Here is a 22657-nt window from a genome sequence, read left to right as displayed (position 1 = left end):
GTCTACCTCGTAAAATTTATGCTTTTGCCGCGCTGGTCGGTGCGGCCTGCAGGGCGCGGGCCTTTTCCGCTTCGTCTTCGACCGGGATATCCTCAAAGCCTAGCAGCAACGTCAGAACAAACGACAGCACCACCGCCAGCCCCATCACGCCAAATACCCAGACGATGGTCATCGGGTTGGCCGGATCGAAGAACTGCACGCTGGTGAACAGCCCCGGCGCCGCCATCGAGTGGCTGGCAAGGCCCGCCATGCCGGCCACCGCGCCGCAGATAAAGCCGCTGATCAGGCTCGCAATCAGCGGGCGCTTCAGGCGCACGGCTACGCCGTACAGCGCCGGTTCGGAGATCCCGGCCATGATGGCTGAAGCCGCGGCCGCCAGCGCCGTCTGGCGCAGCTCCGGGTTTTTGGTTTTCCAGGCTACCGCCAGCGACGAGCCGCCAAGCGACAGGTTCGCGCCGATTTCCGACGGCATTACCATGCCCTCTTTGCCCGTTTCGGCAATGGTTTGAATAATGGTTGGCGTAAAGACGCGGTGCATCCCGGTCATCACCAGCAGCGGCCACAGCGCGCCCATAATCGCCACGGAGAGCCAGCCCAGATAGCCATGGATGGTATACACCAGCGCGGAGATGGCGCTGCCGATCCAGATCCCCAGCGGCCCGATCAGCACGATGGCGAGCGGGGCGGCGATCAGCACGATCAGCATCGGCTTGAGGAAGTTTTTCGTCACCGCCGGGGTAATACGATCGACCCAGCGTTCGATATACGACAGGCACCAGGTCATCACCAGCGCGGGAATGACGGTGTAGGTGTATTTCACCGCCGTCACCGGAATAAAGGCGAACTCAACGTGCTCGCCCTGCGCGGCCTTTGCCATCAGCTCGATAAAGCTCGGATGGACCAGCACGCCCGCAATGGCGATCGCCAGCGACATATTGGTTTTGAACTTCACCGCCGCCGAAGCCGCCACCATCAGCGGCAGGAAGAAGAACGCGCCGTCGCCGATGACGGTCAGGATGGTCAGGGTCGGCGCGCCTTTCTCCAGCACGCCGGTCATTTCGAGGATCATCGCCAGCAGCTTGACCATCGAGCCGCCGATGATCGCCGGGATCAGCGGCGACATGGTGCCGATCAGCGCGTCGAGAATACCCGCGCCGATCCGGCGCAGCGTGAGCTTTTGAGGGCCCTCCGGGACGGCAGGCTGCAGGTCCGTGGGCAGCTGGCTCACCACGTCGCGATAGGCCTGAGAAACGGTGTTGCCAATAATCACCTGGCACTGGTTGTCGTTACGCACCACGCCGAGCACGCCGCTGATGCTTTTCAGGCGCGCGGCGTCGGTGAGGCTTTCATCCTTCAGGACGAAGCGCAGGCGCGTCATGCAGTGGGTGACGGCGACGATGTTCTCTTTGCCGCCCAGCGCGCTGATGACGTCGGTCGCCAGCGCGGTATAGTTTTTGGCCATCGGAGGTGGTCCTGTTGTTGTTTTAAGGAAATGTAGGAAACCGGTTTCACATAATCATCATGAGTTTCTTTCAATCAAACAAGATCGCTTTTTATACATTTTTTCGTTTCGTGATGCTGATCACCACGAGCAATTCGGCGCGCGTGATTGCCGCTGGGACAATTTTTCTGCGGTGCAGTACACTGCGCCTAATCAGTTTCAAAGGAATAACAACATGACCACGATGCTGGAAGTGGCGAAGCGGGCAGGCGTTTCAAAAGCGACGGTCTCGCGGGTGCTGTCGGGCAATGGCTACGTCAGCCAGGAGACCAAAGACCGGGTGTTTCAGGCGATCGAAGAGAGCGGGTATCGGCCTAATCTGCTGGCGCGTAACCTGGCGACCAAACGCACCCAGACGCTGGGGCTGGTGGTGACGAACACCCTTTATCACGGCGTCTACTTTAGCGAACTGCTGTTCCACGCCGCGCGGATGACGGAAGAGAAGGGGCGTCAGCTGATTCTGGCGGACGGCAAGCACAGCGCCGACGAAGAGCGCGAGGCGATACAGTATCTGCTCGATATGCGCTGCGACGCGGTGATCATCTATCCGCGCTTTCTGAGCGTGGACGAGATGGACGAGATCGTCGAGAGATGCGAGCAGCCGATTATGGTGCTTAACCGCCGCCTGCGGAAAAACAGCAGCCACTGCGTCTGGTCCGATCATAAGGCGTCGTGCCGGCAGGCGGTGGAACAGCTTATTGAAAAAGGGCACCGCGATATCGCCTTTATCACCGGCTCGCCGGATTCCCCAACCGGCGTTGAACGTCTGTCGGGTTACAAAGAGGCGCTGGCGCAGCACGGCATTCCGCTGCGCGAAACGCTGGTGGCGCAGGGAAAGTGGACTCCGATCAGCGGCGCGGAGGCCGTCTCCGGCCTGGTTGCGCGCGGCGAGACGTTTACCGCGCTGGTGGCCAGCAATGACGACATGGCGATTGGGGCCATGAAGCGGCTGCACGAGTGCGGTAAAGCGATGCCGGACGCGGTGTCGGTAATCGGTTTTGACGACGTGGCGATCGCGCCTTACCTCACGCCGTCGCTGTCGAGCGTGCGTATTCCGGTAACGGAGATGATTAAAGAGACCATCAGCCGCCTGATCTTTATGCTGGACGGCGGTGAGTTTACCTCGCAGCAATCCTTCCCGGGCGAGCTGCTCCTTCGCGATTCCGTCATCGACGGGCCGCACCGCTGACGTCGACATCTGTCATCGTCACTTATGACGATGACAGTGCCGTTTTCTTTTTAAATCTCAATAAAATCAATACGATAAAAACTGGCATGGTTTATGAATAGCTTCGCGCATGATTGTTATGCTGGAGAAGCAGATGAACCGTTTTATGATGGCCGATGCCAGTAAGTGCATTGGCTGCCGTACCTGTGAAGTGGCGTGCGTTGTATCCCATCAGGCGGAGCAGGACTGCGCCTCGCTGACCCCCGAATCATTTCTGCCGCGCATTCACGTCATTAAGGGCGTGAATATTTCAACGGCGGCCATCTGCCGCCAGTGTGAAGATGCGCCGTGCGCCAACGTCTGCCCGAACGGGGCGATTAAGCGCGAAAAAGGCTTTGTCCACGTCATGCAGGAGCGCTGCATTGGCTGTAAAACCTGCGTGGTGGCCTGCCCGTACGGCGCGATGGAGGTCGTGGTTCGCCCGGTTGTGCGCAACAGCGGCATGGGGCTGAGCGTGCGCGCCGAGAAGGTCGAGGCCAACAAATGCGACCTCTGCTACCAGCGCGAAGGCGGCCCGGCCTGCATGGAAGCGTGCCCGACGCACGCGCTGGTCTGCGTGGATCGCGACAAGCTCGAGCAGATGAGCGCCGAGAAGCGCCGTCGCGCGGCGTTCGACACCTCGTCATCCCTGCTTTTCTGACTGATGATGATCAGCGGCGGCGTCCAGCTGCGGGTGCGCGGCAAGGTGCAGGGCGTGGGCTTTCGGCCCTTCGTGTGGCAGCTTGCGCACCGGCTACAGCTGGCGGGAGACGTTTGTAACGACGGGGAAGGCGTGCTGGTGCGTCTGGTGGGGGATGGGGCGGACTTCACCGCCGGATTGCAGCAGGAGTGCCCGCCGCTGGCCCGCATCGACAGCGTTGACGCGCAGCCGTTCACGTGGGCGTCCGCGCCCGCGGGCTTCACCATCCGCCACAGCGCGGGCGGCGCGATGGACACGCAGATCGTGCCGGACGCCGCCACCTGCCCGGCGTGCCTGGCGGAAATGTATGACCCCGGCGAGCGTCGCTACCGCTATCCGTTTATCAACTGTACCCACTGCGGCCCGCGCTTCACCATCATCCGCGCCATGCCCTATGACCGTCCTGCAACGTCAATGGCGCGGTTTCCGCTCTGCGCGCCGTGTGAAGCCGAGTACCTTAACCCTGCCGACAGGCGCTTTCACGCCCAGCCGGTAGCCTGCCCGGCGTGCGGGCCCGAGCTGGAGTGGCGAGCGGGTGATGCCTGCACCACGCGCGAGGCCGCCCTGCGCGAAGCGGTTGAGATGCTAAAGCGCGGCGGCATCGTTGCGATTAAAGGGCTGGGAGGGTTCCACCTGGCCTGCGACGCGCAAAACCCGCAGGCGGTGGCGACGCTGCGGGCGCGCAAGCGGCGTCCCGCAAAGCCGCTGGCGGTGATGATCGGCCAGGCGGACGGCCTGCCCGCGCCGGTTCAGGCGCTGCTGCAATCGCCCGCGGCCCCTATCGTCTTAACGCCCAAAGCGTGGCTGCCCGCGCTGCCGGAGGCGATTGCCCCGGGGCTGGACGCGGTGGGCGTTATGCTGCCCGCCAGCCCGCTACAGCACCTTCTGCTATCGGACTGCGCCCGCCCGCTGGTGATGACTTCCGGCAACCTGAGCGGCAGACCGCCCGCCGTCACCAATCAGGAGGCGCTGGACGCGCTGGGGGATATCGCCGACGGCTTTTTGCTGCACAACCGCGACATCCTGCAAAGAATGGATGATTCGGTTGTCGATCGCGACGGCGCGGTGCTGCGCCGGGCGCGCGGCTTCGTGCCGGATGCCCTCACGCTGCCCGCCGGTTTCGACAATATTCCCGCCATGGTCTGCACCGGCAGCGAGATGAAAAATACCTTCTGCCTGGTGCGCGGGAGCCAGGGGATGCTGAGCCAGCACTTTGGCGATCTCAGCGACGACAGCGTCGAGGCCCAGTGGCGCTCGGCGCTGTCGGTGATGCAGCAGATCTACGGGTTCCGGGCGGAGCGCGCGGTGTGCGATGCGCACCCGGGCTATCGCGCGCGAAAATGGGCGGAGGCGCAGGGGCTGCCCGTTGAGACGGTGCTGCACCATCACGCCCACGCGGCGGCGTGCCTGGCCGAAAACGGCTGGGCGCTGGATGCAGGCGATGCGATCGCCCTGACGCTGGACGGGATCGGCATGGGCGAGAACGGCGCGCTGTGGGGCGGCGAGTGCCTGCGGGTCAATTACCGCGACTGCGAACATTTAGGTGGCCTGCCTGCCGTAGCGCTGCCGGGCGGCGATCTGGCCGCTATGCAGCCCTGGCGCAGCCTCCTCGCCCACTGCCTGGCGTTTGTGCCGGACTGGCAGCAGCGCCCCGAAACATGCGTGGTGCAGCAGCAGGGCTGGGCGCTGCTGGCAAGGGCGATAGCCCGCGGGATCAACGCGCCGCTGGCCTCTTCCTGCGGTCGGCTTTTTGACGCGGTGGCCTGCGCGCTGGGCATCGTGCCTGAAAAGCAGAGCTATGAAGGCGAGGCGGCCTGTCGTCTGGAAGCGCTGGCGGCGCGCTGCGATGGCGTCGAACACCCGGTCATGCTGGCGGTGGAGAACCTCGCGCTGTTCTGGCAGCAGTGGCTGAACTGGCAGGCCGGGCCCAGCGAGCGGGCGTGGGCGTTTCACGACGCGCTGGCAAAAGGGCTGGCGGAGTTAGCCGCGCGTCACGCCCGCCGCCTGTCGCTTTCAACGATCTGCCTGAGCGGCGGCGTAATGCATAACCGCCTGCTGCGCGCGCGCCTGCGCCACTATCTTTCTGACTTCACGCTTCTTTTTCCTCATCGCCTGCCTTCAGGCGACGGGGCAATCTCGTTCGGACAGGCCGTTGTTGCCGCTGCCCGGACATGTTCACAAAGGACTTAAAATGTTACGACTCTTACGCAATGAACCTCGCGCGGCGGCGCTGCTGCTGGCGTTAATCATGGCTAACCTGCTGGCCTGGGGATGGGCATGGCACAGCTTCAGCGACAGCACGGCGCTGATGGCCGCAAGCCTGCTGGCCTGGGGCTACGGGCTGCGCCACGCGGTGGATGCCGACCACATCGCGGCGATTGATACCGTCACGCGCAAGATGATGCAGCAGGGCAAGCGTCCTTCGGGCGTGGGGGCCTGGTTCTCGCTCGGCCACTCCACCATCGTGGTGCTGGCATCGATTGCCATCGCGGCGACCGCCACGGCGTTTCAGAAAAACATGGCGTGGTTCCACGAGACCGGCAGCCTGATTGGCACCGCCGTTTCCGCCACCTTCCTGCTGGCGATGGCGCTGGTCAATATGGTCATTCTGCGCGGCGTCTGGCGCAGCTTCCAGGCGTTGAAAAACGGACGCGAGGTGAGCGATGCGGTGTTGCCTGCGGCGCAGGGCGGGGCGATGAGCTGGCTGTTTGGCAAGACCTTCCGCCTGGTGAACAAAAGCTGGCAGATGTACCTCGTCGGCTTCCTGTTTGGCCTGGGCTTTGATACTGCGACGGAAATTGGCGTGCTCGGGATCTCCGCCGCCAGCGCCTCACACGGCATGTCGATCTGGTCGATCATGGTTTTCCCGGCGCTTTTCGCCAGCGGCATGGCGCTGGTGGACACGCTCGACAACCTGCTGATGGTGGGCGCGTACGGCTGGGCGTTCAACAAGCCGCAGCGCAAGCTTTACTACAACATGACGATCACCGGCACCTCGGTGGTGGTGGCGCTGTTTATCGGCGGGCTGGAAGCGCTGGGGCTGCTGATGGATAAGTTTGGCCTCAGCGGCGGGCTGTGGGACGCTGTGGCGGGCGTGAATGACAACCTCGGCAACGCCGGATTTGTGGTGGTGGGGCTGTTCGTCGCCTGCTGGCTGATCTCGATGGTTAACTACCGCTGGCGCGGGTACGACGCGCTGGTGGTGCGTTCCTGAAACACGCGGTCCTTTTGTTGCTATAGGGGTTGCCGTTGTGTTGTAAAGTAGGCCGGGTAAGCGGAGCGCCACCCGGCAATTCGAGGGTTAAGCTGGTAGCAATTTCAGCAGCGCGAACGCCTCCTTCATCCGCTCTTCGCTCACCACAAAGGCGCGCAGCTGGCCGCTGTCGTCGACGCCGCGCGCCACCATCCCCTGTGATTCCACGGCGATGTGCCAGCTGAGATCCTGTCGCTGCGTTTCGCCCGCGAGGTGCAGCGGCAGCGCAGGCGTTTTCACCTTCACCAGCATGGCGGGGAGCTTCAGCGGCGCGCTGCCGCCGAGCAGGTTTTTCGCCAGATACATCGCGCTTAGCTGAATGGGCTGCAGGAACGGCAGAACCTGGCCGTTGATTTCGGCGCAGTCGCCCAGGGCGTAAATATCGGGCCGGGTGGTTTGCAGGTAGCTGTCAACCTTCACGCCGCGGTGCGTTTCCGCGCCGGCGCGATGCGCCAGTGCGGTTTCCGGGCGCAGGCCGGTGGCGGCGACCACCACATCTACCTCAACGCTGCGGCCGCGGTCGAGCGTCGCGCGAATGCCGCCCTCGGATTTGACCAGGCCCTGAAGCTGCGACTTCAGCAGCAGGTGCACGCCCATATCGGTCAGGCGATGCTGTAAGCGACTGCTTACTTCTGCGGGCATCAGCGCCGAGAGAATGCTGGCCGCATGGTCGACGAGAGTGACCGATTTGCCCGCCCGGCAGAAGTCCATCGCCAGCTCGGTGCCAATCAGGCCCCCGCCGACTATCATTACCCGACGCGCGTCGCGCAGCACGGCTTCGCTGGCCTGATACTCCTGCTGGCTGTTGAGCGTAATCATCAGCTCGCGGCCCTCAACCGGCGGCACGAAGGCGGTTGCCCCCGTTGCCAGCACCAGCCTGTCGTACTGCCACGTCCGGTCTTTGGCTTTTACCACGCGGGCGGCGGCGTCAATGTCCGTCACCCACGTGTACGGAAACAGCCGCAGGTTAAATTGCTCCGCGAACGCCCCCGCCGTCTGGCGGGTGAGGTCTGCGGCGCGCTGGTTCTGGCTCATCACGTGGCTTAAATCCGGCTTGTTGTACTCGTCCATGCTGTCGGCGGCGATCACCGTCAGCGGCACGCTCGCGTCCTGCTTGCGGATATTTTTCACCAGCTGGCGGGCGGCAAAGCCCGAGCCGATGATGACGATCCCGTTGCTCATTTTGCCTCCGTTGCCAGTTCGTCAAAGACGTCTTTGCCGAGGGAGCATTCCGGGCAGAGGAAGTTATCCGGCACGTCGCTCCACGGCGTACCCGGGGCAACGTCCTGCAGCGGCTCGCCCAGCTCGGGATCGTAAATCCACTGGCAGACGCTGCACTGCATGCGCGGGCCGAGATCGGCGCTGGCCGCTGCGGTGCAGGCTGGCGGTTGTTCAGCGGTTTTTACCGTGGCTTCAGGAAGCGGTGCGAGCGCCCACTGACGCGCAACGTCACGCCCGTGCTGGCGGCAGACTTCCAGCGCGTCGATATCCGGGCGCCATTTTGCCTTGAGGCTCATGGACATCTCAAAACCGGCATCCTGTAAACGCGTGGAGAGGCGGTCAACCGCGCCGCCGCTCCAGCCGTGGGAGCCAAAGGCGCTGGCGCGCTTGTTGCGAAAGCGCAGCCCGGTCATCTCCTCCACCAGCCCCGCGATTTTCGGCATCATCACGTTGTTCATCGTTGAGGTGCCCACCAGCACGCCTTTTGAGCGGAAGACGTTGGTCAGGATCTCGTTTTTATCGCTGCGCGCCACGTTGAAGATTTTCACCGCCACGTTCGGATCGACTTCGTTGATGCCCTGAGCAATCGCGTCCGCCATCATGCGGGTGTTGTTGGACATGGTGTCGTAGAAAATGGTGATGCGATCTTCCTGATAGTCCGCCGCCCACTTCAGGTACAGCTCTACAATTTGGGTTGGGTTTTCGCGCCACACCACGCCGTGGGAGGTGGCAATCATATCCACCGGCAGGTTAAAGCCGAGGATCTCGGTAATTTTCGGCGTTACCAGGCGGCTGAACGGCGTCAGGATGTTGGCGTAGTAGCGCTGGCACTGCTCGAACAGTTCGGTCTGGTCCACTTCGTCATTGAACAGGCGCTCGTCGCAGTAGTGCTGGCCGAAGGCGTCGTTGCTGAACAGCACCGCGTCGCCGGTCATGTAGGTCATCATGCTGTCCGGCCAGTGGAGCATCGGCGTTTCAACGAAGATCAGCTGCTTGCCGTTGCCGATATCCAGCGCGTCGCCGGTTTTCACGGTGTGGAAGTTCCACTCCGGATGGTGGTGATGGCCGTTGATGGAGTCGATGGCGTTGGTGGTGCAGTAGATTGGCGTGTCCGGAATGTGGGACATCAGCTCGGTCAGCGCCCCGGCGTGGTCCTCTTCCGCATGGTTGATGATGATGTAGTCGATGTCGTTTAGGTCGATTTCGCCGCGCAGGTTCTGCACGAACTCGCGGCTGAATTTGTGATCGACGGTATCGATCAGGACGTTTTTACCTTCACGGATGAGATAGCTGTTGTAGCTGCTGCCGCGCAGCGTTTTGTATTCCGTGCCGTGAAAATCACGTACCTCCCAGTCACGTTGACCAACCCAATGAATGTTATTTTTAACCAGAATAGACATAGCAACCTCAGCTTTAATATCGCGTGTTTCAAAAAAGATGGATTAGCTATATCAAGTTGCGTGCCAACTTTTATTTTATTGATTTTAAATGCTTTTAATTTTTATTATCCGAAGTGAGTAGTCATTATGACTATGTGTTTTATTGTCAATATGACATGATGCATTGTCAAAATGACAGCGAGGCGCAGATGAGCTTTTCCGTAGAGGTGCTGGCGAAGATCGCCATTGAATTGCAAACCGGTATCGGCCACCCGGATCGTTTTCAGCGGCTGATCTCCACGCTGCGCCACGTGCTGGGCTGCGACGCCTCGGCGCTGCTGCGCTACGAGGGGCGGCAGTTTATTCCGCTGGCGATCGACGGGCTGGCGCAGGACGTGCTGGGGCGGCGCTTTATGCTTGAAGGCCACCCGCGCCTCGAGACCATCGCCCGCGCCGGAGACGTGGTGCGCTTCCCGGCGGACAGCGCGCTGCCCGACCCGTATGACGGCCTTATTCCCGGTCAGGAAAGCCTGAAGGTCCACGCGTGCATCGGCCTGCCGCTGTTTGCCGGGCAAAACCTGATTGGAGCCCTGACGCTCGACGGCATGTCTCCTGACCAGTTCGACACCTTCAGCGACGAAGAGCTTCGGCTGATCGCCGCCCTGGCGTCCGGCGCGCTCAACAACGCGCTGCTGATTGAACAGCTGGAGAGCCAGAACATTCTGCCGGGCAGCCCGGCGTCGTTTGAGCAGGTCACGCATACGGAGATGATTGGCCTGTCGCCGGGTATGCTCCAGCTTAAGAAAGAGATCGAGATTGTGGCAGCGTCCGATCTTAACGTGCTGATTTTCGGCGAAACGGGGACCGGCAAAGAGCTGGTGGCGAAATCCATCCACGAGGCCTCGCCGCGCGCGGTGAACCCGCTGGTCTACCTTAACTGCGCCGCCCTGCCGGAAAGCGTGGCCGAGAGCGAGCTGTTCGGCCACGTGAAGGGGGCGTTTACCGGGGCCATCAGCAACCGCAGCGGCAAGTTTGAGATGGCGGACAACGGCACGCTATTCCTGGATGAAATCGGCGAGCTTTCCCTGTCGTTACAGGCCAAGCTGCTTCGCGTGCTGCAGTACGGCGATATTCAGCGCGTCGGCGATGACCGCAGCCTGCGCGTTGACGTGCGCGTGCTGGCGGCCACCAACCGCGACCTGCGCGAGGCGGTGCTGGCCGGGGCGTTTCGCGCCGATCTGTTCCATCGCCTGAGCGTGTTTCCCCTTTCCGTACCCCCGCTTCGCGAGCGCGGTGAAGATGTGGTGCTGCTGGCAGGGTATTTCTGCGAGCAGTGTCGGCTGAAAATGGGGCTCTCCCGCGTGGTGCTCAGCCCCGGCGCGCGAGCACACCTGCTGAGCTACGGCTGGCCGGGCAACGTTCGCGAGCTTGAGCACGCCATTCACCGGGCGGTGGTGCTGGCGCGGGCGACGCGCTCGGGGGATGAGGTGGTGATTCACGCCAGCCACTTTGCGCGGCATGACGAAAACGCGCTGGTGATTAACCGCGAGGTGCCTGAGATTGCCTGCGAGAACCTGCGCGAGGCGACGGAGGCGTTTCAGCGCCAGAGGATCGCCCTGGCGCTAGAGCAAAACAACCGCAGCTGGGCGGCGTGCGCGCGGGCGCTGGAGATGGACGTCGCCAACCTGCACCGGCTGGCGAAACGTCTGGGCCTTAAATAATGCCGGCCTGGTAGAAATCCTGCAGGTTAATGGCGCCGCACAGCCTGCCATTTTCGTCGACCACCGGCGCGGCGGTGATTTTGCGCTTCATCAGTACCTCTTTGGCCTCGATGGCGCGGCTGTCGGCATTGAGCGTCAGGCCGCCGCGCGTCATCGCTTTGGCGACCTCTGATTCCAGCTTGCCGCCGCCCACCAGCCAGCGGCGAAGGTCGCCGTCGGTAAATACGCCCTTCACGACACCCTCGCGATCGCACACGGCCACCAGCCCCAGCCCGGTACGGCTCAGTTCGAGCATCGCGTCCATCACGCTGGTCTCGAGCTTAACCTGCGGGATGGCATCGTCGGTGCGCATCAGGTGGTGCACCTTGTTGAGCAGGCGCGCGCCGAGCGCACCTGCCGGATGCGAACGGGCAAAATCTTCTTCGTTAAAGCCGCGCGCCTGCATCACCGCCATCGCCAGCGCGTCGCCCATCATCAGCGTATTGACGGTGCTGGAGGTGGGCGCAAGGTGCATCGGGCAGGCTTCGCGCTCCACGGAGATATCCAGCACGGCCTTCGCGGCCAGCGCCAGCGGCGAGCGGGATTTGCCGGTCATCGCCAGCAGGGCGACCGATTTTTCCTGCAGGCGCGGGATAATGAGATCCAGCTCTTTCGCCGAACCTGAATAGGAGATAAACAGCATCACGTCGCGACTTTCGATCATGCCCAGGTCGCCGTGCAGCGCTTCGGCCGGGTGGACGAAGAACGCAGGCGTTCCGGTGCTGGCAAGCGTGGCGGCAATCTTTTTGCCGATATGGCCGGACTTTCCGATGCCTGCCACAATCACTTTTCCCTCGCACTGGATAATGGTGTTTGCCGCGCGGACAAAATCTTCACCCAGCCGCTCGGGCAGGCGGCTCGCCTCCTGCAGCTCCAGCATCAGGGTTTGACGGCCTGCCTTTAACAGAAAATCACTCATTGTTCTCTCCGGTTTCGATCGTTCCATCCCCGGCTCAGCAGCGGGGGCGTTAATAGTAATGCATACCCTTCTGGCGATCATGGTTAAAGGTGAAAGATTTTGCATACCGCCACATAACCGCTTCCTTGTGGTGTTGGGGATGCTTTACCATAATTGGCACTTATCGATTCGTTAAATGGATGTCACATGCTCAAGCGTCGTTATGCAGCGTTGTTACCCGCGCTGATTCTGCTTTCTGCCTGTAATAGCAAACCGAAAACTGAAGCAGCCCAGCAAACGGCTGGCGCGCCCTCCGGGGGCTTTCTGCTGGAGCCGCAGCACAACATGATGCAGATGGGCGGCGACTTTGCGAACAATCCGGCCGCCGAGCAGTTCATCGATAAGATGGTCAGCAAGCATGGCTTTGACCGCCAGCAGCTGCATGAAATTTTGTCCCAGGCGAAACGTCTGGACTACGTCCTGCGCCTGATGGACAGGCAGGCGCCGACGGCGCAGGTGCCAACCGGGCCAAACGGCGCATGGCTGCGCTATCGCAAGCAGTTCATCACCCCGGACAACGTGCAAAACGGCGTGGCGTTCTGGAATCAGTATGAAGATGCCCTGAACCGCGCGTGGCAGGTCTACGGCGTGCCGCCGGAAATCATCGTCGGCATTATCGGCGTGGAGACGCGCTGGGGCCGCGTGATGGGCAAAACCCGCATTCTTGACGCGCTGGCGACGCTGTCGTTTAACTATCCGCGCCGCGCTGAATACTTCTCGTCCGAGCTGGAAACCTTCCTGCTGATGGCGCGCGACGAGCAGGATGACCCGCTCGATCTGAAGGGTTCGTTTGCCGGCGCGATGGGCTACGGCCAGTTTATGCCGTCGTCCTACAAGCAATATGCCGTTGATTTTAATGGTGATGGACACATCAACCTGTGGGACCCTGAGGATGCCATCGGCAGCGTCGCTAACTACTTTAAGGCGCACGGCTGGACCCCGGGCGGGCAGGTTGCGGTGCAGGCTAACGGCGAGGCGTTCGGGCTGGATAATGGCTTTAAAACCAAATACAGCGTGGCGCAGCTGACGGCGGCGGGCTTAACGCCAACGCAGCCGCTGGGCAACGTGGACCAGGTGAGCCTGCTGCGTCTGGACGTGGGGACCGGCTACCAGTACTGGTACGGCATGCCGAACTTCTACACCATTACCCGCTATAATCACAGCACCCATTACGCTATGGCGGTATGGCAGCTTGGGCTGGCGGTGTCCCAGGCGCGCGTCCCGGCGGCGTCACCGTTTAGCCAGTAATTCTTTCTCGTCACCCCTTTTCCTGAGCCGGTGCGCGCGCATCGGCTTTTTTCTGAATGCCCCTCGTAAAACCGGAACCTCGTCCCCATATCTCACCGGAAAGTGCTATCTTGTGCTGCACGTTTTTCCGAAGCCTGGAGCGAGAATGACTGACCATGAATTGATGCAGCTGAGCGAAGTGGTAGGGCTGGCGCTGAAGCAGCGTGGTGCAACCCTCACCACCGCGGAGTCCTGCACCGGCGGCTGGGTTGCCAAAGTTATCACGGATATCGCGGGCAGTTCCGCCTGGTTTGAACGCGGCTTTGTGACCTACAGTAACGAAGCTAAGGCGCAGATGATTGGCGTGCATGAAGCGACGCTGGAGCAGCACGGTGCGGTCAGCGAACCGGTAGTGATTGAAATGGCAATTGGCGCGCTCAAAGAGGCGCGCGCGGATTATGCCATTTCCATTAGCGGCATCGCGGGGCCTGACGGCGGCAGCGACGTGAAGCCCGTTGGCACCGTCTGGTTTGGGTTCGCCACCTCAAAAGGTGAGGGGATCACCCGCCGCGAATGCTTTAGCGGCGATCGTGAAAGCGTGCGCCGGCAGGCAACGGAATATGCGTTGAAAACGCTCTGGCAACAATTTCTACAAAATACTTGATACTGTATGACCATACAGTATAATTGCATCAACAGAACAGAAATCCACGGTGAAGCGCAGCCGCTTCTCCCGGCATGACAGGAGTAATAATGGCTATCGACGAGAACAAACAGAAAGCGTTGGCGGCAGCACTGGGCCAGATCGAAAAGCAATTCGGTAAAGGCTCCATCATGCGCCTGGGTGAAGACCGCTCCATGGACGTGGAAACTATCTCCACCGGTTCGCTTTCATTGGATATCGCCCTGGGCGCAGGTGGTTTACCAATGGGCCGTATCGTAGAAATCTACGGACCGGAATCCTCGGGTAAAACGACGCTGACGCTGCAGGTCGTTGCGGCGGCACAGCGCGAAGGTAAAACCTGTGCGTTTATCGATGCCGAGCACGCGCTTGATCCTGTCTATGCCCGCAAACTGGGCGTTGATATCGACAACCTGCTGTGTTCCCAGCCGGACACCGGTGAGCAGGCGCTGGAGATTTGTGACGCGCTGGCACGTTCCGGTGCGGTTGACGTTATCGTGGTCGACTCCGTTGCCGCACTGACGCCAAAAGCGGAAATCGAAGGTGAAATCGGCGACTCACACATGGGCCTCGCGGCTCGTATGATGAGCCAGGCGATGCGTAAGCTGGCGGGTAACCTGAAGCAGTCCAACACGCTGCTGATCTTCATCAACCAGATCCGTATGAAAATTGGCGTGATGTTCGGTAACCCAGAAACCACCACCGGTGGTAACGCGCTGAAGTTCTATGCGTCTGTTCGTCTGGATATTCGCCGTATCGGTGCGGTGAAAGAGGGCGAAAACGTGGTGGGCAGCGAAACCCGCGTGAAGGTTGTGAAGAACAAAATCGCCGCGCCGTTCAAACAGGCTGAATTCCAGATCCTCTACGGTGAAGGTATCAACTTCTACGGCGAGCTGGTTGACCTCGGCGTGAAAGAGAAGCTGATTGAAAAAGCAGGTGCCTGGTACAGCTACAACGGCGACAAGATCGGTCAGGGTAAAGCGAATGCGATTTCCTGGCTGAAAGACAACCCGGCTGCCGCAAAAGAGATTGAGAAGAAAGTACGCGAGCTTCTGTTGAGCAACCAGGACTCCAAACCGGATTTCGTGGTTGATGCTGCGGATGCTGAAGAAACCAACGAAGACTTTTAAGTCTCTCGTGTAAAGATGAAGGGCTGCTGATGCGGCCCTTTTTGCATTTCTGAATCTGCAGGTTTTTTATGAGTGAACCGACAACACGCCGACCCGCCTACTCGCGCTTGCTGGACCGTGCCGTACGCATTCTTGCCGTGCGTGACCACAGTGAACAGGAGCTACGGCGAAAGCTGTCAGCGCCCGTCATGAGCAAAAACGGTCCGGAAGAGATTGATGCCACGGCTGAAGATTACGATCGCGTCATCGCCTGGTGCTACGAGCAGCGTTATCTGGACGATGATCGTTTCGCCGGGCGGTTTCTGGCCAGCCGCGGCCGCAAGGGATATGGCCCCGCACGTATCCGCCAGGAGCTGAACCAGAAAGGCGTTGCCCGGGAATCCATTGAAAAAGCGATGCGCGAATGCGACATCGACTGGTGCGAGCTGGCGCGCGAGCAGGCCGTGCGTAAATACGGTGAACCGCTGGCGCGCGAATTTTCAGAAAAAGTCAAAATCCAACGCTTTTTGCTCTACCGCGGCTTTCTCATGGAAGATATTCAGGATATCTGGCGTAATTTTGCCGATTGAACGCATGCGGGATTTTACTTCCCTTTAAAGAAAACTTATCTTATTCCCACTTTTTCAGTCGCGAGCCTGTCCAGCAGTTTACAGATACAGGCTTGCTACGACATTTCGTTAGCTTGATTTCAGGATAATTATGAGCAAGAGCACCGCTGAGATCCGTCAGGCGTTTCTCGATTTTTTCCATAGTAAGGGACACCAGGTTGTTGCCAGCAGCTCCCTGGTACCGAATAACGACCCGACTTTACTGTTTACCAACGCCGGGATGAACCAGTTCAAGGATGTTTTCCTTGGTCTCGACAAGCGTAATTATTCCCGCGCCACAACCTCACAGCGTTGCGTGCGTGCGGGCGGTAAACACAACGATTTGGAAAACGTCGGCTACACCGCACGCCACCACACTTTCTTCGAAATGCTGGGTAACTTCAGCTTCGGCGACTACTTCAAACATGATGCAATTCAGTTTGCGTGGGAACTGCTGACCGGTGAAAACTGGTTCAACCTGCCGAAAGAGCGTCTGTGGGTTACCGTCTACGAAACCGATGACGAAGCCTATGAAATCTGGGAAAAAGAAGTCGGTATCCCTCGCGAACGTATCATCCGTATCGGTGACAACAAAGGCGCGCCTTACGCGTCTGATAACTTCTGGCAGATGGGCGACACCGGCCCTTGCGGTCCGTGCACCGAGATCTTCTACGATCATGGCGACCACATCTGGGGTGGCCCTCCGGGAAGCGCGGAAGAAGATGGCGATCGCTACATTGAGATCTGGAACATCGTCTTCATGCAGTTCAACCGTCAGGCCGACGGCACCATGGAGCCGCTGCCGAAACCGTCCGTAGATACCGGTATGGGCCTTGAGCGTATCGCGGCCGTTCTGCAACACGTTAACTCCAACTATGAGATTGACCTGTTCAGCACCCTGATCAAAGCCGTTGCTGAGGTAACGGGCGCAACCGATCTGAGCAACAAATCACTGCGCGTTATCGCAGACCATATTCGTTCCTGTGCGTTCCTGATTGCTGACGGCGTTATCCCGTCGAATGAAAACCGTGGCTATGTGCTGCGTCGTATCATTCGTCGTGCGATCCGCCATGGCAACATGCTGGGCGCGAAGGACACCTTCTTCTATAAACTCGTTGGGCCACTGATTGGCGTGATGGGCTCTGCCGGTGACGAGCTGAAACGCCAGCAGGCGCAGGTTGAACAGGTTCTGAAAACCGAAGAAGAGCAGTTTGCCCGTACGCTGGAACGCGGTCTGGCGCTGCTGGACGACGAGCTGGCGAAGCTTAAGGGCGACACGCTGGACGGCGAAACCGCTTTCCGCCTTTACGACACTTACGGCTTCCCGGTTGATCTGACGGCGGACGTTTGCCGTGAGCGCAACATCAAAGTTGACGAAGCGGGCTTTGAAGCGGCGATGGAAGAACAGCGCCGCCGCGCGCGCGAATCCAGCGGTTTTGGCGCCGACTACAACGCGATGATCCGCGTTGACGGCGCCTCTGAATTTAAAGGCTATGATGCGCTGGAACTGACCGGCAAAGTGACCGCGCTGTTTGTTGACGGCAAAGCCGTAGACAGCATCAGCGCGGGTCAGGATGCGGTGGTCATTCTGGACAAAACGCCGTTCTATGCCGAATCCGGCGGCCAGGTTGGCGATAAGGGCGAACTGAAAGGGAATGGCTTTAGCTTTGCCGTCACCGACACCCAGAAATATGGCCAGGCGATCGGTCACCAGGGCAAACTGGTTTCCGGTTCTCTGAAAGTGGGCGAGGGCGTTCAGGCCAACGTTGACGAAGCACGCCGCGCGCGCATTCGTCTGAACCACTCTGCAACGCACCTGATGCACGCCGCGCTTCGCGACGTGCTGGGTACCCACGTTGCGCAGAAAGGTTCTCTGGTTAACGACAAAGTGCTGCGTTTCGACTTCTCGCACTTTGAAGCGATGAAGCCGTCCGAAATTCGTGCGGTTGAAGACCTGGTGAACGCGCAGATCCGCCGTAACCTGCCAATCGAAACCCATATTATGGATCTCGAGGACGCGAAGAAAAAAGGCGCGATGGCGCTGTTTGGCGAGAAGTATGACGAGCGCGTTCGCGTGCTGAGCATGGGTGATTTCTCCACCGAACTGTGCGGCGGTACGCACGCATCCCGCACCGGTGATATCGGCCTGTTCCGCATCGTTTCCGAATCAGGAACGGCTGCGGGCGTGCGTCGTATTGAAGCAGTAACCGGTGAAGGCGCAATTGCCAGCCTGCATGCGCAGAGCGATCAGCTGCACGACATCGCGCAGCTGCTGAAAGGCGATAGCCAGAACCTGGGCGAGAAAGTGCGCGTTGCGCTGGATCGTACCCGTCAGCTGGAAAAAGAGCTCCAGCAGCTGAAAGAACAGGCCGCGGCGCAGGAGAGCGCAAGCCTCTCCAGCAAAGCGGTAGAAATTAAAGGCGTTAAGCTGCTGGTCAGCGATCTGGCTGGCGTTGAGCCTAAAATGCTTCGCACTATGGTCGACGATCTGAAGAACCAGTTAGGTTCGACGGTTATCGTACTGGCGACGGTGGCAGAAGGTAAGGTTTCTCTGATTGCGGGGGTCTCTAAGGATGTGACTGACCGTGTTAAAGCAGGGGAACTGATCGGTATGGTCGCCCAGCAGGTGGGTGGCAAAGGTGGCGGTCGTCCTGACATGGCGCAAGCCGGCGGTACGGATGCGGCGGCGCTTCCAGCAGCATTAGCCAGCGTTGAAAGCTGGGTGAGTGCGAAACTGTAATAACGACAAAGCACAAACAGACGCCATAGCGGTAACGTTATGGCGTCTTGTTCACTGCGCTATCGATAACGATAAAGTCAGGTTGAGTTTGTGTATATCGGCTAAACTTACGTTTAACAGAATGTGATGCCGTGACTGCTTACACATTACGTGTTTGTCATCGCTTACTTTTTGGCGTTATATGATGGATAATGCCGGGATACAAGAGACCCGACTCTTTTAATCTTTCAAGGAGCAAAGAATGCTGATTCTGACTCGTCGAGTTGGTGAGACCCTCATGATTGGGGATGAGGTCACCGTGACAGTTTTAGGGGTAAAGGGTAACCAGGTTCGTATTGGTGTTAACGCCCCTAAAGAAGTATCTGTCCACCGTGAAGAGATCTACCAGCGTATCCAGGCTGAAAAATCCCAGCAGTCCAGTTACTGATATTGTCGCGTCTCGCTGTCGGGCGAGACGCAACCCTTCCGCTATTTTTCCCGCTTAACGTTACCGTTTGATTTCAACCGCTCAAATTTTCATCTTTCTCGTTGCCTTAATACGCCCTTCAACCTTTATGCTGCTCTGCTGAAACTGTCTGGAATCCGTTAAAATCCGCTTATAAAACACCCTCTTTGTGGCTTTTACATGCTAATTGCGTGTGATTTGTGCAAACGATAAAAGCTTTTGGAAAATTGTTTGACTTATAAGTCCCAGAAAGTAATATATGCGCCACGCAGCGACGAGAAGCTCTTAACGAGTTCCTTGAAGCACTCGAGAGAGGCGTTGTGTGGTGAGGTGGCCGAGAGGCTGAAGGCGCTCCCCTGCTAAGGGAGTATGCGGTCAAAAGCTGCATCCGGGGTTCGAATCCCCGCCTCACCGCCATTTTGCATCCGTAGCTCAGCTGGATAGAGTACTCGGCTACGAACCGAGCGGTCGGAGGTTCGAATCCTCCCGGATGCACCATCTATTACTTCATATTGCTTTAGAAGTGATGTGAATATCGAGTAGTACAGTAGTAAATCCCGATGCATCCGTAGCTCAGCTGGATAGAGTACTCGGCTACGAACCGAGCGGTCGGAGGTTCGAATCCTCCCGGATGCACCATTTACTATTTCTGAAAGCAGTATCCCGATGCATCCGTAGCTCAGCTGGATAGAGTACTCGGCTACGAACCGAGCGGTCGGAGGTTCGAATCCTCCCGGATGCACCATTTACTATTTCTGAAAGCATTATCCCGATGCATCCGTAGCTCAGCTGGATAGAGTACTCGGCTACGAACCGAGCGGTCGGAGGTTCGAATCCTCCCGGATGCACCATATTCTCCAGGGTAACAGCGATGCTGTTGTTTAAAGGTCCGCGAATGAATCGCGAGCACTAGGGAGGATAACGTTGCTTCAGCAACGGCCCGCAGGGCGAGGCGTAAGCCGAGTAATCCTCCCGGATGCACCATATTCTCCCTCTTTGTTTATTCCTTCGACGTTCCGTTAATCATCGCACCTGCAATCAGCGACAAAAACCCCCATTTACGATAAAGTAATGCTTTGTTAATCGGTTAGCGAGAGCACGATGTACGCAAAGTATGACGGTTTGATCTTCGATATGGACGGCACTCTCCTGGATACCGAGCCTACGCATCGTAAAGCCTGGGATGACGTTCTTGGGCGTTACGGCATGCGTTTCGATTTACAGGCGATGGTGGCCCTCAACGGATCGCCGACCTGGCGTATTGCTCAGGCCGTCATTGAACTCAATCATGCCGATCTTGACCCCTACCAGCTCGCGCGCGAAAAAACCGATGCGGTAAAAGCCATGCTGTTAGATACCGTGCGCCCTTTACCGCTCATTGACGTGGTAAAAGACTGGCACGGACGTCGACCGATGTCGGTTGGCACCGGCAGTGAAAGCGCGGTTGCCGAAGCGTTGCTCAATCATCTGGGCCTGCGCCGCTATTTTTCTGCCGTGGTCGCGGCCGATCATGTCAAAAATCACAAACCTGCTCCGGATACCTTTCTGCTTTGCGCAAAATTGATGGGCGTGCCTGCTGAAAAATGCGTCGTTTTTGAAGATGCTGATTTTGGCATTCAGGCCGCGCGGGATGCGGGCATGGCCGCGGTGGACGTTCGCCTGCTGTGAGTGACGCGCTGTCACTTGCCTCACTATTCGCCAGCAGTTTCTTAAGCGCGACGCTTTTACCGGGCAATTCGGAAGTGGTGCTGGTGGCGATGCTGTTGTCCGGCGTCAGTCAGCCGTGGTTGCTGGTGTTAATAGCAACAATGGGTAATAGCCTTGGAGGACTGACTAACGTTATTCTTGGGCGTTTCTTTCCGCTGCGTGAAAAATCGCGCTGGCAGGAAAAGGCAGTCGGCTGGCTAAAACGCTATGGCGCTGCCACGCTATTATTAAGCTGGATGCCTGTAATAGGCGATTTACTGTGTCTGCTGGCGGGATGGTTACGCATCTCCTGGGGACCGGTGCTCTTTTTTTTGTGCCTTGGCAAGGCGTTGCGCTATGTTCTCGTGGCATGGGTAACACTACAGGGTATGACGTGGTGGCACTAATTGGTGGAATGAATACGCGACCTTCAATCGTCAACCATTACAATTATGCTGGGTAACATTACTTTGACAGGCGGGAGGTCAACTTGATCCCGGACGTATCACAGGCGCTGGCCTGGCTGGAAAATCACCCTCAGGCACTGAAGGGGATTCAGCGTGGGCTTGAGCGCGAAACGCTGCGCGTTAACGCGGATGGAAGCTTAGCGACGACGGGTCACCCGAAGGCGTTAGGATCGGCGCTGACACATAAATGGATCACCACCGATTTCGCCGAAGCGCTGCTGGAGTTCATTACTCCCGTAGAGGGCGACATCGATCGCATGCTGAAAATCCTGCGCGATGTCCATCGCTTCACCGCCCGTAATCTGGGCGATGAGCGCATGTGGCCGCTGAGCATGCCATGCTATATCGAGCAGGGGCAGGCTATTGAACTGGCGCAATACGGCACCTCGAACATTGGCCGTCTGAAAACGCTCTATCGCGAAGGTCTGAAGAACCGCTATGGCGCGCTGATGCAAACCATCTCTGGCGTTCATTACAACTTCTCGCTGCCGATGGCCTTCTGGCAGGCGAAATGCGGTGAAAGCGATAAAGAGGCGATTTCAGCGGGCTACCTCCGTCTGATTCGTAACTACTATCGCTTCGGCTGGGTTATCCCGTATCTCTTTGGCGCATCGCCAGCCATCTGCTCGTCGTTCCTGCAGGGAAAACCGACCACGCTGCCGTTCGAGAAGACCGAATGCGGCATGTACTATCTGCCGTATGCGACCTCGCTGCGCCTGAGCGATCTTGGCTATACCAATAAGTCGCAAAGCAATCTCGGAATTACGTTTAACGATTTGCACGAGTATGTGGCAGGATTGAAGCGGGCGATTAAAACGCAGTCGGAAGAGTACGAAAAAATCGGCCTCGAAAAAGACGGCAAGCGCCTGCAAATCAACAGCAACGTGCTGCAGATTGAAAACGAGCTGTACGCGCCGATTCGCCCTAAACGCGTCACGCGCAGCGGTGAAACGCCGTCCGATGCGCTGCAGCGCGGCGGGATTGAGTACATTGAAGTGCGCTCGCTGGACATCAACCCGTTCTCGCCGGTTGGCGTCGACGAACAGCAAATCCGCTTCCTTGACCTGTTCATGGTCTGGTGCGTGCTGGCTGACGCGCCGGAAATGAGTTCTGACGAACTGTCCTGCACGCGCACGAACTGGAACCGCGTGATTCTGGAAGGCCGTAAGCCAGGACTGACGCTTGGCATCGGGTGCGAAACGGCGCAGTTCCCGCTGACGAAAGTCGGTAAAGATCTGTTCCGTGACCTGAAGCGCGTCGCCCAGACGATGGACAGCATTGACGGCGGCGAGGCGTATCAAAACGTCTGTGATCAGCTGGTTGAAAGCTTTGATAATCCGGAACTGACGTTCTCGGCGCGCATTCTGCGTTCCATGATTGAGCAGGGCATTGGCGGCACCGGACGTTCGCTCTCGGCGGAGTATCGTGAGATGTTGATGCATGAGCCGTTAGAGGTGCTGAGTGAAGCCGACTTTGTGGCGGAGCGTGAGGCTTCCATGGTGCGTCAGAAAGAGATTGAGGCGGCGGATACGGAGTCGTTTGACGCGTTTCTGGCGAAGCAGGCGTAACAGAAAAGAAAAAGGCCACATCGCTGTGGCCAAAATATACATCTCTGAATTCAGGGATGATGATAACAAATGCGCGTCTTTCATATACTCAGACGCGCATTGTGTAGAAGAGTTCAGTTTATTTTTAAGAAAATCACTATCGGAGG

General features: G+C 58.8%; 18 protein-coding genes and 5 tRNA genes. 19 read left to right on the top strand and 4 right to left on the bottom strand.

Annotated elements, in window-relative coordinates; genetic code table 11:
- Positions 1–16: 16 nt before the first annotated feature.
- On the bottom strand, positions 17–1462 hold the full coding sequence (gene ascF, locus DBY73_RS02655) for a PTS cellobiose/arbutin/salicin transporter subunit IIBC (RefSeq protein ID WP_112009673.1): 1446 nt from the start codon (positions 1460–1462) through the stop codon (positions 17–19).
- A 214-nt stretch (positions 1463–1676) separates the two neighbouring features.
- Here ascF and DBY73_RS02650 point away from each other — a divergent pair, with 214 nt between their 5' ends.
- From DBY73_RS02650 to DBY73_RS02635, 4 genes are all read left to right on the top strand, one after another.
- Positions 1677–2690, top strand: coding sequence for a LacI family DNA-binding transcriptional regulator (locus DBY73_RS02650; protein ID WP_112009672.1), 1014 nt, complete (start codon positions 1677–1679; stop codon positions 2688–2690).
- A gap of 133 nt (positions 2691–2823) precedes the next feature.
- The gene (hydN, locus tag DBY73_RS02645) at positions 2824–3369 is read left to right on the top strand and encodes an electron transport protein HydN (protein ID WP_112009877.1); all 546 of its coding nucleotides are present in this window, start codon (positions 2824–2826) and stop codon (positions 3367–3369) included.
- A 6-nt stretch (positions 3370–3375) separates the two neighbouring features.
- A complete protein-coding gene (hypF, locus tag DBY73_RS02640) occupies positions 3376–5598 on the top strand; it encodes a carbamoyltransferase HypF (protein ID WP_112009876.1) in 2223 nt (740 codons plus the stop codon).
- Between the two features lies 1 nt (position 5599).
- Positions 5600–6622 (top strand): HoxN/HupN/NixA family nickel/cobalt transporter, encoded by a 1023-nt coding sequence (locus DBY73_RS02635; RefSeq protein ID WP_112009671.1) that lies wholly within the window; start codon positions 5600–5602, stop codon positions 6620–6622.
- Positions 6623–6709: 87 nt separating this feature from the next.
- On the opposite strand, the gene norW is transcribed toward DBY73_RS02635, so the two are convergent.
- Together norW and norV are read right to left on the bottom strand one after the other, a co-directional pair.
- Positions 6710–7843 (bottom strand): NADH:flavorubredoxin reductase NorW, encoded by a 1134-nt coding sequence (gene norW / locus DBY73_RS02630; protein WP_112009670.1) that lies wholly within the window; start codon positions 7841–7843, stop codon positions 6710–6712.
- The gene (gene norV, locus DBY73_RS02625; RefSeq protein ID WP_112009669.1) at positions 7840–9282 is read right to left on the bottom strand and encodes an anaerobic nitric oxide reductase flavorubredoxin; all 1443 of its coding nucleotides are present in this window, start codon (positions 9280–9282) and stop codon (positions 7840–7842) included. Before norV ends, norW begins: the two co-directional genes overlap by 4 nt.
- 188 nt (positions 9283–9470) lie before the next feature.
- On the opposite strand from norV, the gene norR reads away from it, so the two are divergent.
- On the top strand, positions 9471–10982 hold the full coding sequence (gene norR / locus DBY73_RS02620) for a nitric oxide reductase transcriptional regulator NorR (protein ID WP_112009668.1): 1512 nt from the start codon (positions 9471–9473) through the stop codon (positions 10980–10982).
- On the opposite strand, the gene gutQ is transcribed toward norR, so the two are convergent.
- Complete coding sequence (gene gutQ, locus DBY73_RS02615; protein WP_112009667.1) at positions 10975–11940, bottom strand: arabinose-5-phosphate isomerase GutQ; 966 nt, start codon at positions 11938–11940, stop codon at positions 10975–10977. The genes norR and gutQ overlap by 8 nt on opposite strands.
- Positions 11941–12126: 186 nt before the next feature.
- Here gutQ and mltB point away from each other — a divergent pair, with 186 nt between their 5' ends.
- From mltB to gshA, 14 genes are all read left to right on the top strand, one after another.
- Positions 12127–13227 (top strand): lytic murein transglycosylase B, encoded by a 1101-nt coding sequence (gene mltB / locus DBY73_RS02610; RefSeq protein WP_112009666.1) that lies wholly within the window; start codon positions 12127–12129, stop codon positions 13225–13227.
- A 145-nt stretch (positions 13228–13372) separates the two neighbouring features.
- Positions 13373–13870: a nicotinamide-nucleotide amidase gene (pncC, locus tag DBY73_RS02605; RefSeq protein ID WP_112009665.1), complete on the top strand. Its 498-nt coding sequence runs from the start codon at positions 13373–13375 to the stop codon at positions 13868–13870.
- An 89-nt stretch (positions 13871–13959) separates the two neighbouring features.
- Positions 13960–15018: a recombinase RecA gene (recA, locus tag DBY73_RS02600; protein ID WP_112009664.1), complete on the top strand. Its 1059-nt coding sequence runs from the start codon at positions 13960–13962 to the stop codon at positions 15016–15018.
- A gap of 68 nt (positions 15019–15086) precedes the next feature.
- The gene (recX, locus tag DBY73_RS02595; protein WP_112009663.1) at positions 15087–15587 is read left to right on the top strand and encodes a recombination regulator RecX; all 501 of its coding nucleotides are present in this window, start codon (positions 15087–15089) and stop codon (positions 15585–15587) included.
- 130 nt (positions 15588–15717) lie between these two features.
- Entirely contained in the window at positions 15718–18345 is a 2628-nt protein-coding gene (alaS, locus tag DBY73_RS02590) for an alanine--tRNA ligase (RefSeq protein ID WP_112009662.1), read from the top strand.
- Positions 18346–18586: 241 nt separating this feature from the next.
- Positions 18587–18772 carry a carbon storage regulator CsrA gene (gene csrA / locus DBY73_RS02585; protein WP_000906486.1) on the top strand — a complete coding sequence of 62 codons (186 nt, stop codon included), beginning with the start codon at positions 18587–18589 and terminating at the stop codon, positions 18770–18772.
- A 342-nt stretch (positions 18773–19114) separates the two neighbouring features.
- A tRNA-Ser gene (locus DBY73_RS02580) sits at positions 19115–19207 on the top strand.
- A gap of 4 nt (positions 19208–19211) precedes the next feature.
- Positions 19212–19288, top strand: a tRNA-Arg gene (locus DBY73_RS02575).
- 64 nt (positions 19289–19352) lie between these two features.
- Positions 19353–19429 (top strand) — tRNA-Arg (locus tag DBY73_RS02570).
- Between the two features lie 29 nt (positions 19430–19458).
- Positions 19459–19535 (top strand) — tRNA-Arg (locus tag DBY73_RS02565).
- A 29-nt stretch (positions 19536–19564) separates the two neighbouring features.
- A tRNA-Arg gene (locus tag DBY73_RS02560) sits at positions 19565–19641 on the top strand.
- 250 nt (positions 19642–19891) lie between these two features.
- The gene (yqaB, locus tag DBY73_RS02555; protein ID WP_112009661.1) at positions 19892–20458 is read left to right on the top strand and encodes a fructose-1-phosphate/6-phosphogluconate phosphatase; all 567 of its coding nucleotides are present in this window, start codon (positions 19892–19894) and stop codon (positions 20456–20458) included.
- Positions 20455–20883 (top strand): YqaA family protein, encoded by a 429-nt coding sequence (locus DBY73_RS02550; protein WP_112009660.1) that lies wholly within the window; start codon positions 20455–20457, stop codon positions 20881–20883. The genes yqaB and DBY73_RS02550 overlap by 4 nt, the downstream gene beginning before the upstream one ends.
- An 83-nt stretch (positions 20884–20966) precedes the next feature.
- Positions 20967–22511 carry a glutamate--cysteine ligase gene (gshA, locus tag DBY73_RS02545; protein WP_112009659.1) on the top strand — a complete coding sequence of 515 codons (1545 nt, stop codon included), beginning with the start codon at positions 20967–20969 and terminating at the stop codon, positions 22509–22511.
- Positions 22512–22657 lie beyond the last annotated feature (146 nt).

Source organism: Enterobacter sp. RIT418, from assembly GCF_003057745.1.
In the GTDB taxonomy this organism is placed as follows: domain Bacteria; phylum Pseudomonadota; class Gammaproteobacteria; order Enterobacterales; family Enterobacteriaceae; genus Enterobacter.
The sequence above is the reverse complement of the archived record's forward strand: the minus strand, read 5'-3'. Positions and strand labels throughout refer to the sequence as shown.

Excerpts from the sequence above, each read along its gene's own strand:
- ascF (WP_112009673.1), bottom strand. The coding sequence starts at position 1,462 with ATGGCCAAAAACTATACCGCGCTGGCGACCGACGTCATCAGCGCGCTG.
- DBY73_RS02650 (WP_112009672.1), top strand. The coding sequence starts at position 1,677 with ATGACCACGATGCTGGAAGTGGCGAAGCGGGCAGGCGTTTCAAAAGCG.
- hydN (WP_112009877.1), top strand. The coding sequence starts at position 2,824 with ATGAACCGTTTTATGATGGCCGATGCCAGTAAGTGCATTGGCTGCCGT.
- hypF (WP_112009876.1), top strand. The coding sequence starts at position 3,376 with ATGATCAGCGGCGGCGTCCAGCTGCGGGTGCGCGGCAAGGTGCAGGGC.
- DBY73_RS02635 (WP_112009671.1), top strand. The coding sequence starts at position 5,600 with ATGTTACGACTCTTACGCAATGAACCTCGCGCGGCGGCGCTGCTGCTG.
- norW (WP_112009670.1), bottom strand. The coding sequence starts at position 7,843 with ATGAGCAACGGGATCGTCATCATCGGCTCGGGCTTTGCCGCCCGCCAG.
- norV (WP_112009669.1), bottom strand. The coding sequence starts at position 9,282 with ATGTCTATTCTGGTTAAAAATAACATTCATTGGGTTGGTCAACGTGAC.
- norR (WP_112009668.1), top strand. The coding sequence starts at position 9,471 with ATGAGCTTTTCCGTAGAGGTGCTGGCGAAGATCGCCATTGAATTGCAA.
- gutQ (WP_112009667.1), bottom strand. The coding sequence starts at position 11,940 with ATGAGTGATTTTCTGTTAAAGGCAGGCCGTCAAACCCTGATGCTGGAG.
- mltB (WP_112009666.1), top strand. The coding sequence starts at position 12,127 with ATGCTCAAGCGTCGTTATGCAGCGTTGTTACCCGCGCTGATTCTGCTT.
- pncC (WP_112009665.1), top strand. The coding sequence starts at position 13,373 with ATGACTGACCATGAATTGATGCAGCTGAGCGAAGTGGTAGGGCTGGCG.
- recA (WP_112009664.1), top strand. The coding sequence starts at position 13,960 with ATGGCTATCGACGAGAACAAACAGAAAGCGTTGGCGGCAGCACTGGGC.
- recX (WP_112009663.1), top strand. The coding sequence starts at position 15,087 with ATGAGTGAACCGACAACACGCCGACCCGCCTACTCGCGCTTGCTGGAC.
- alaS (WP_112009662.1), top strand. The coding sequence starts at position 15,718 with ATGAGCAAGAGCACCGCTGAGATCCGTCAGGCGTTTCTCGATTTTTTC.
- csrA (WP_000906486.1), top strand. The coding sequence starts at position 18,587 with ATGCTGATTCTGACTCGTCGAGTTGGTGAGACCCTCATGATTGGGGAT.
- yqaB (WP_112009661.1), top strand. The coding sequence starts at position 19,892 with ATGTACGCAAAGTATGACGGTTTGATCTTCGATATGGACGGCACTCTC.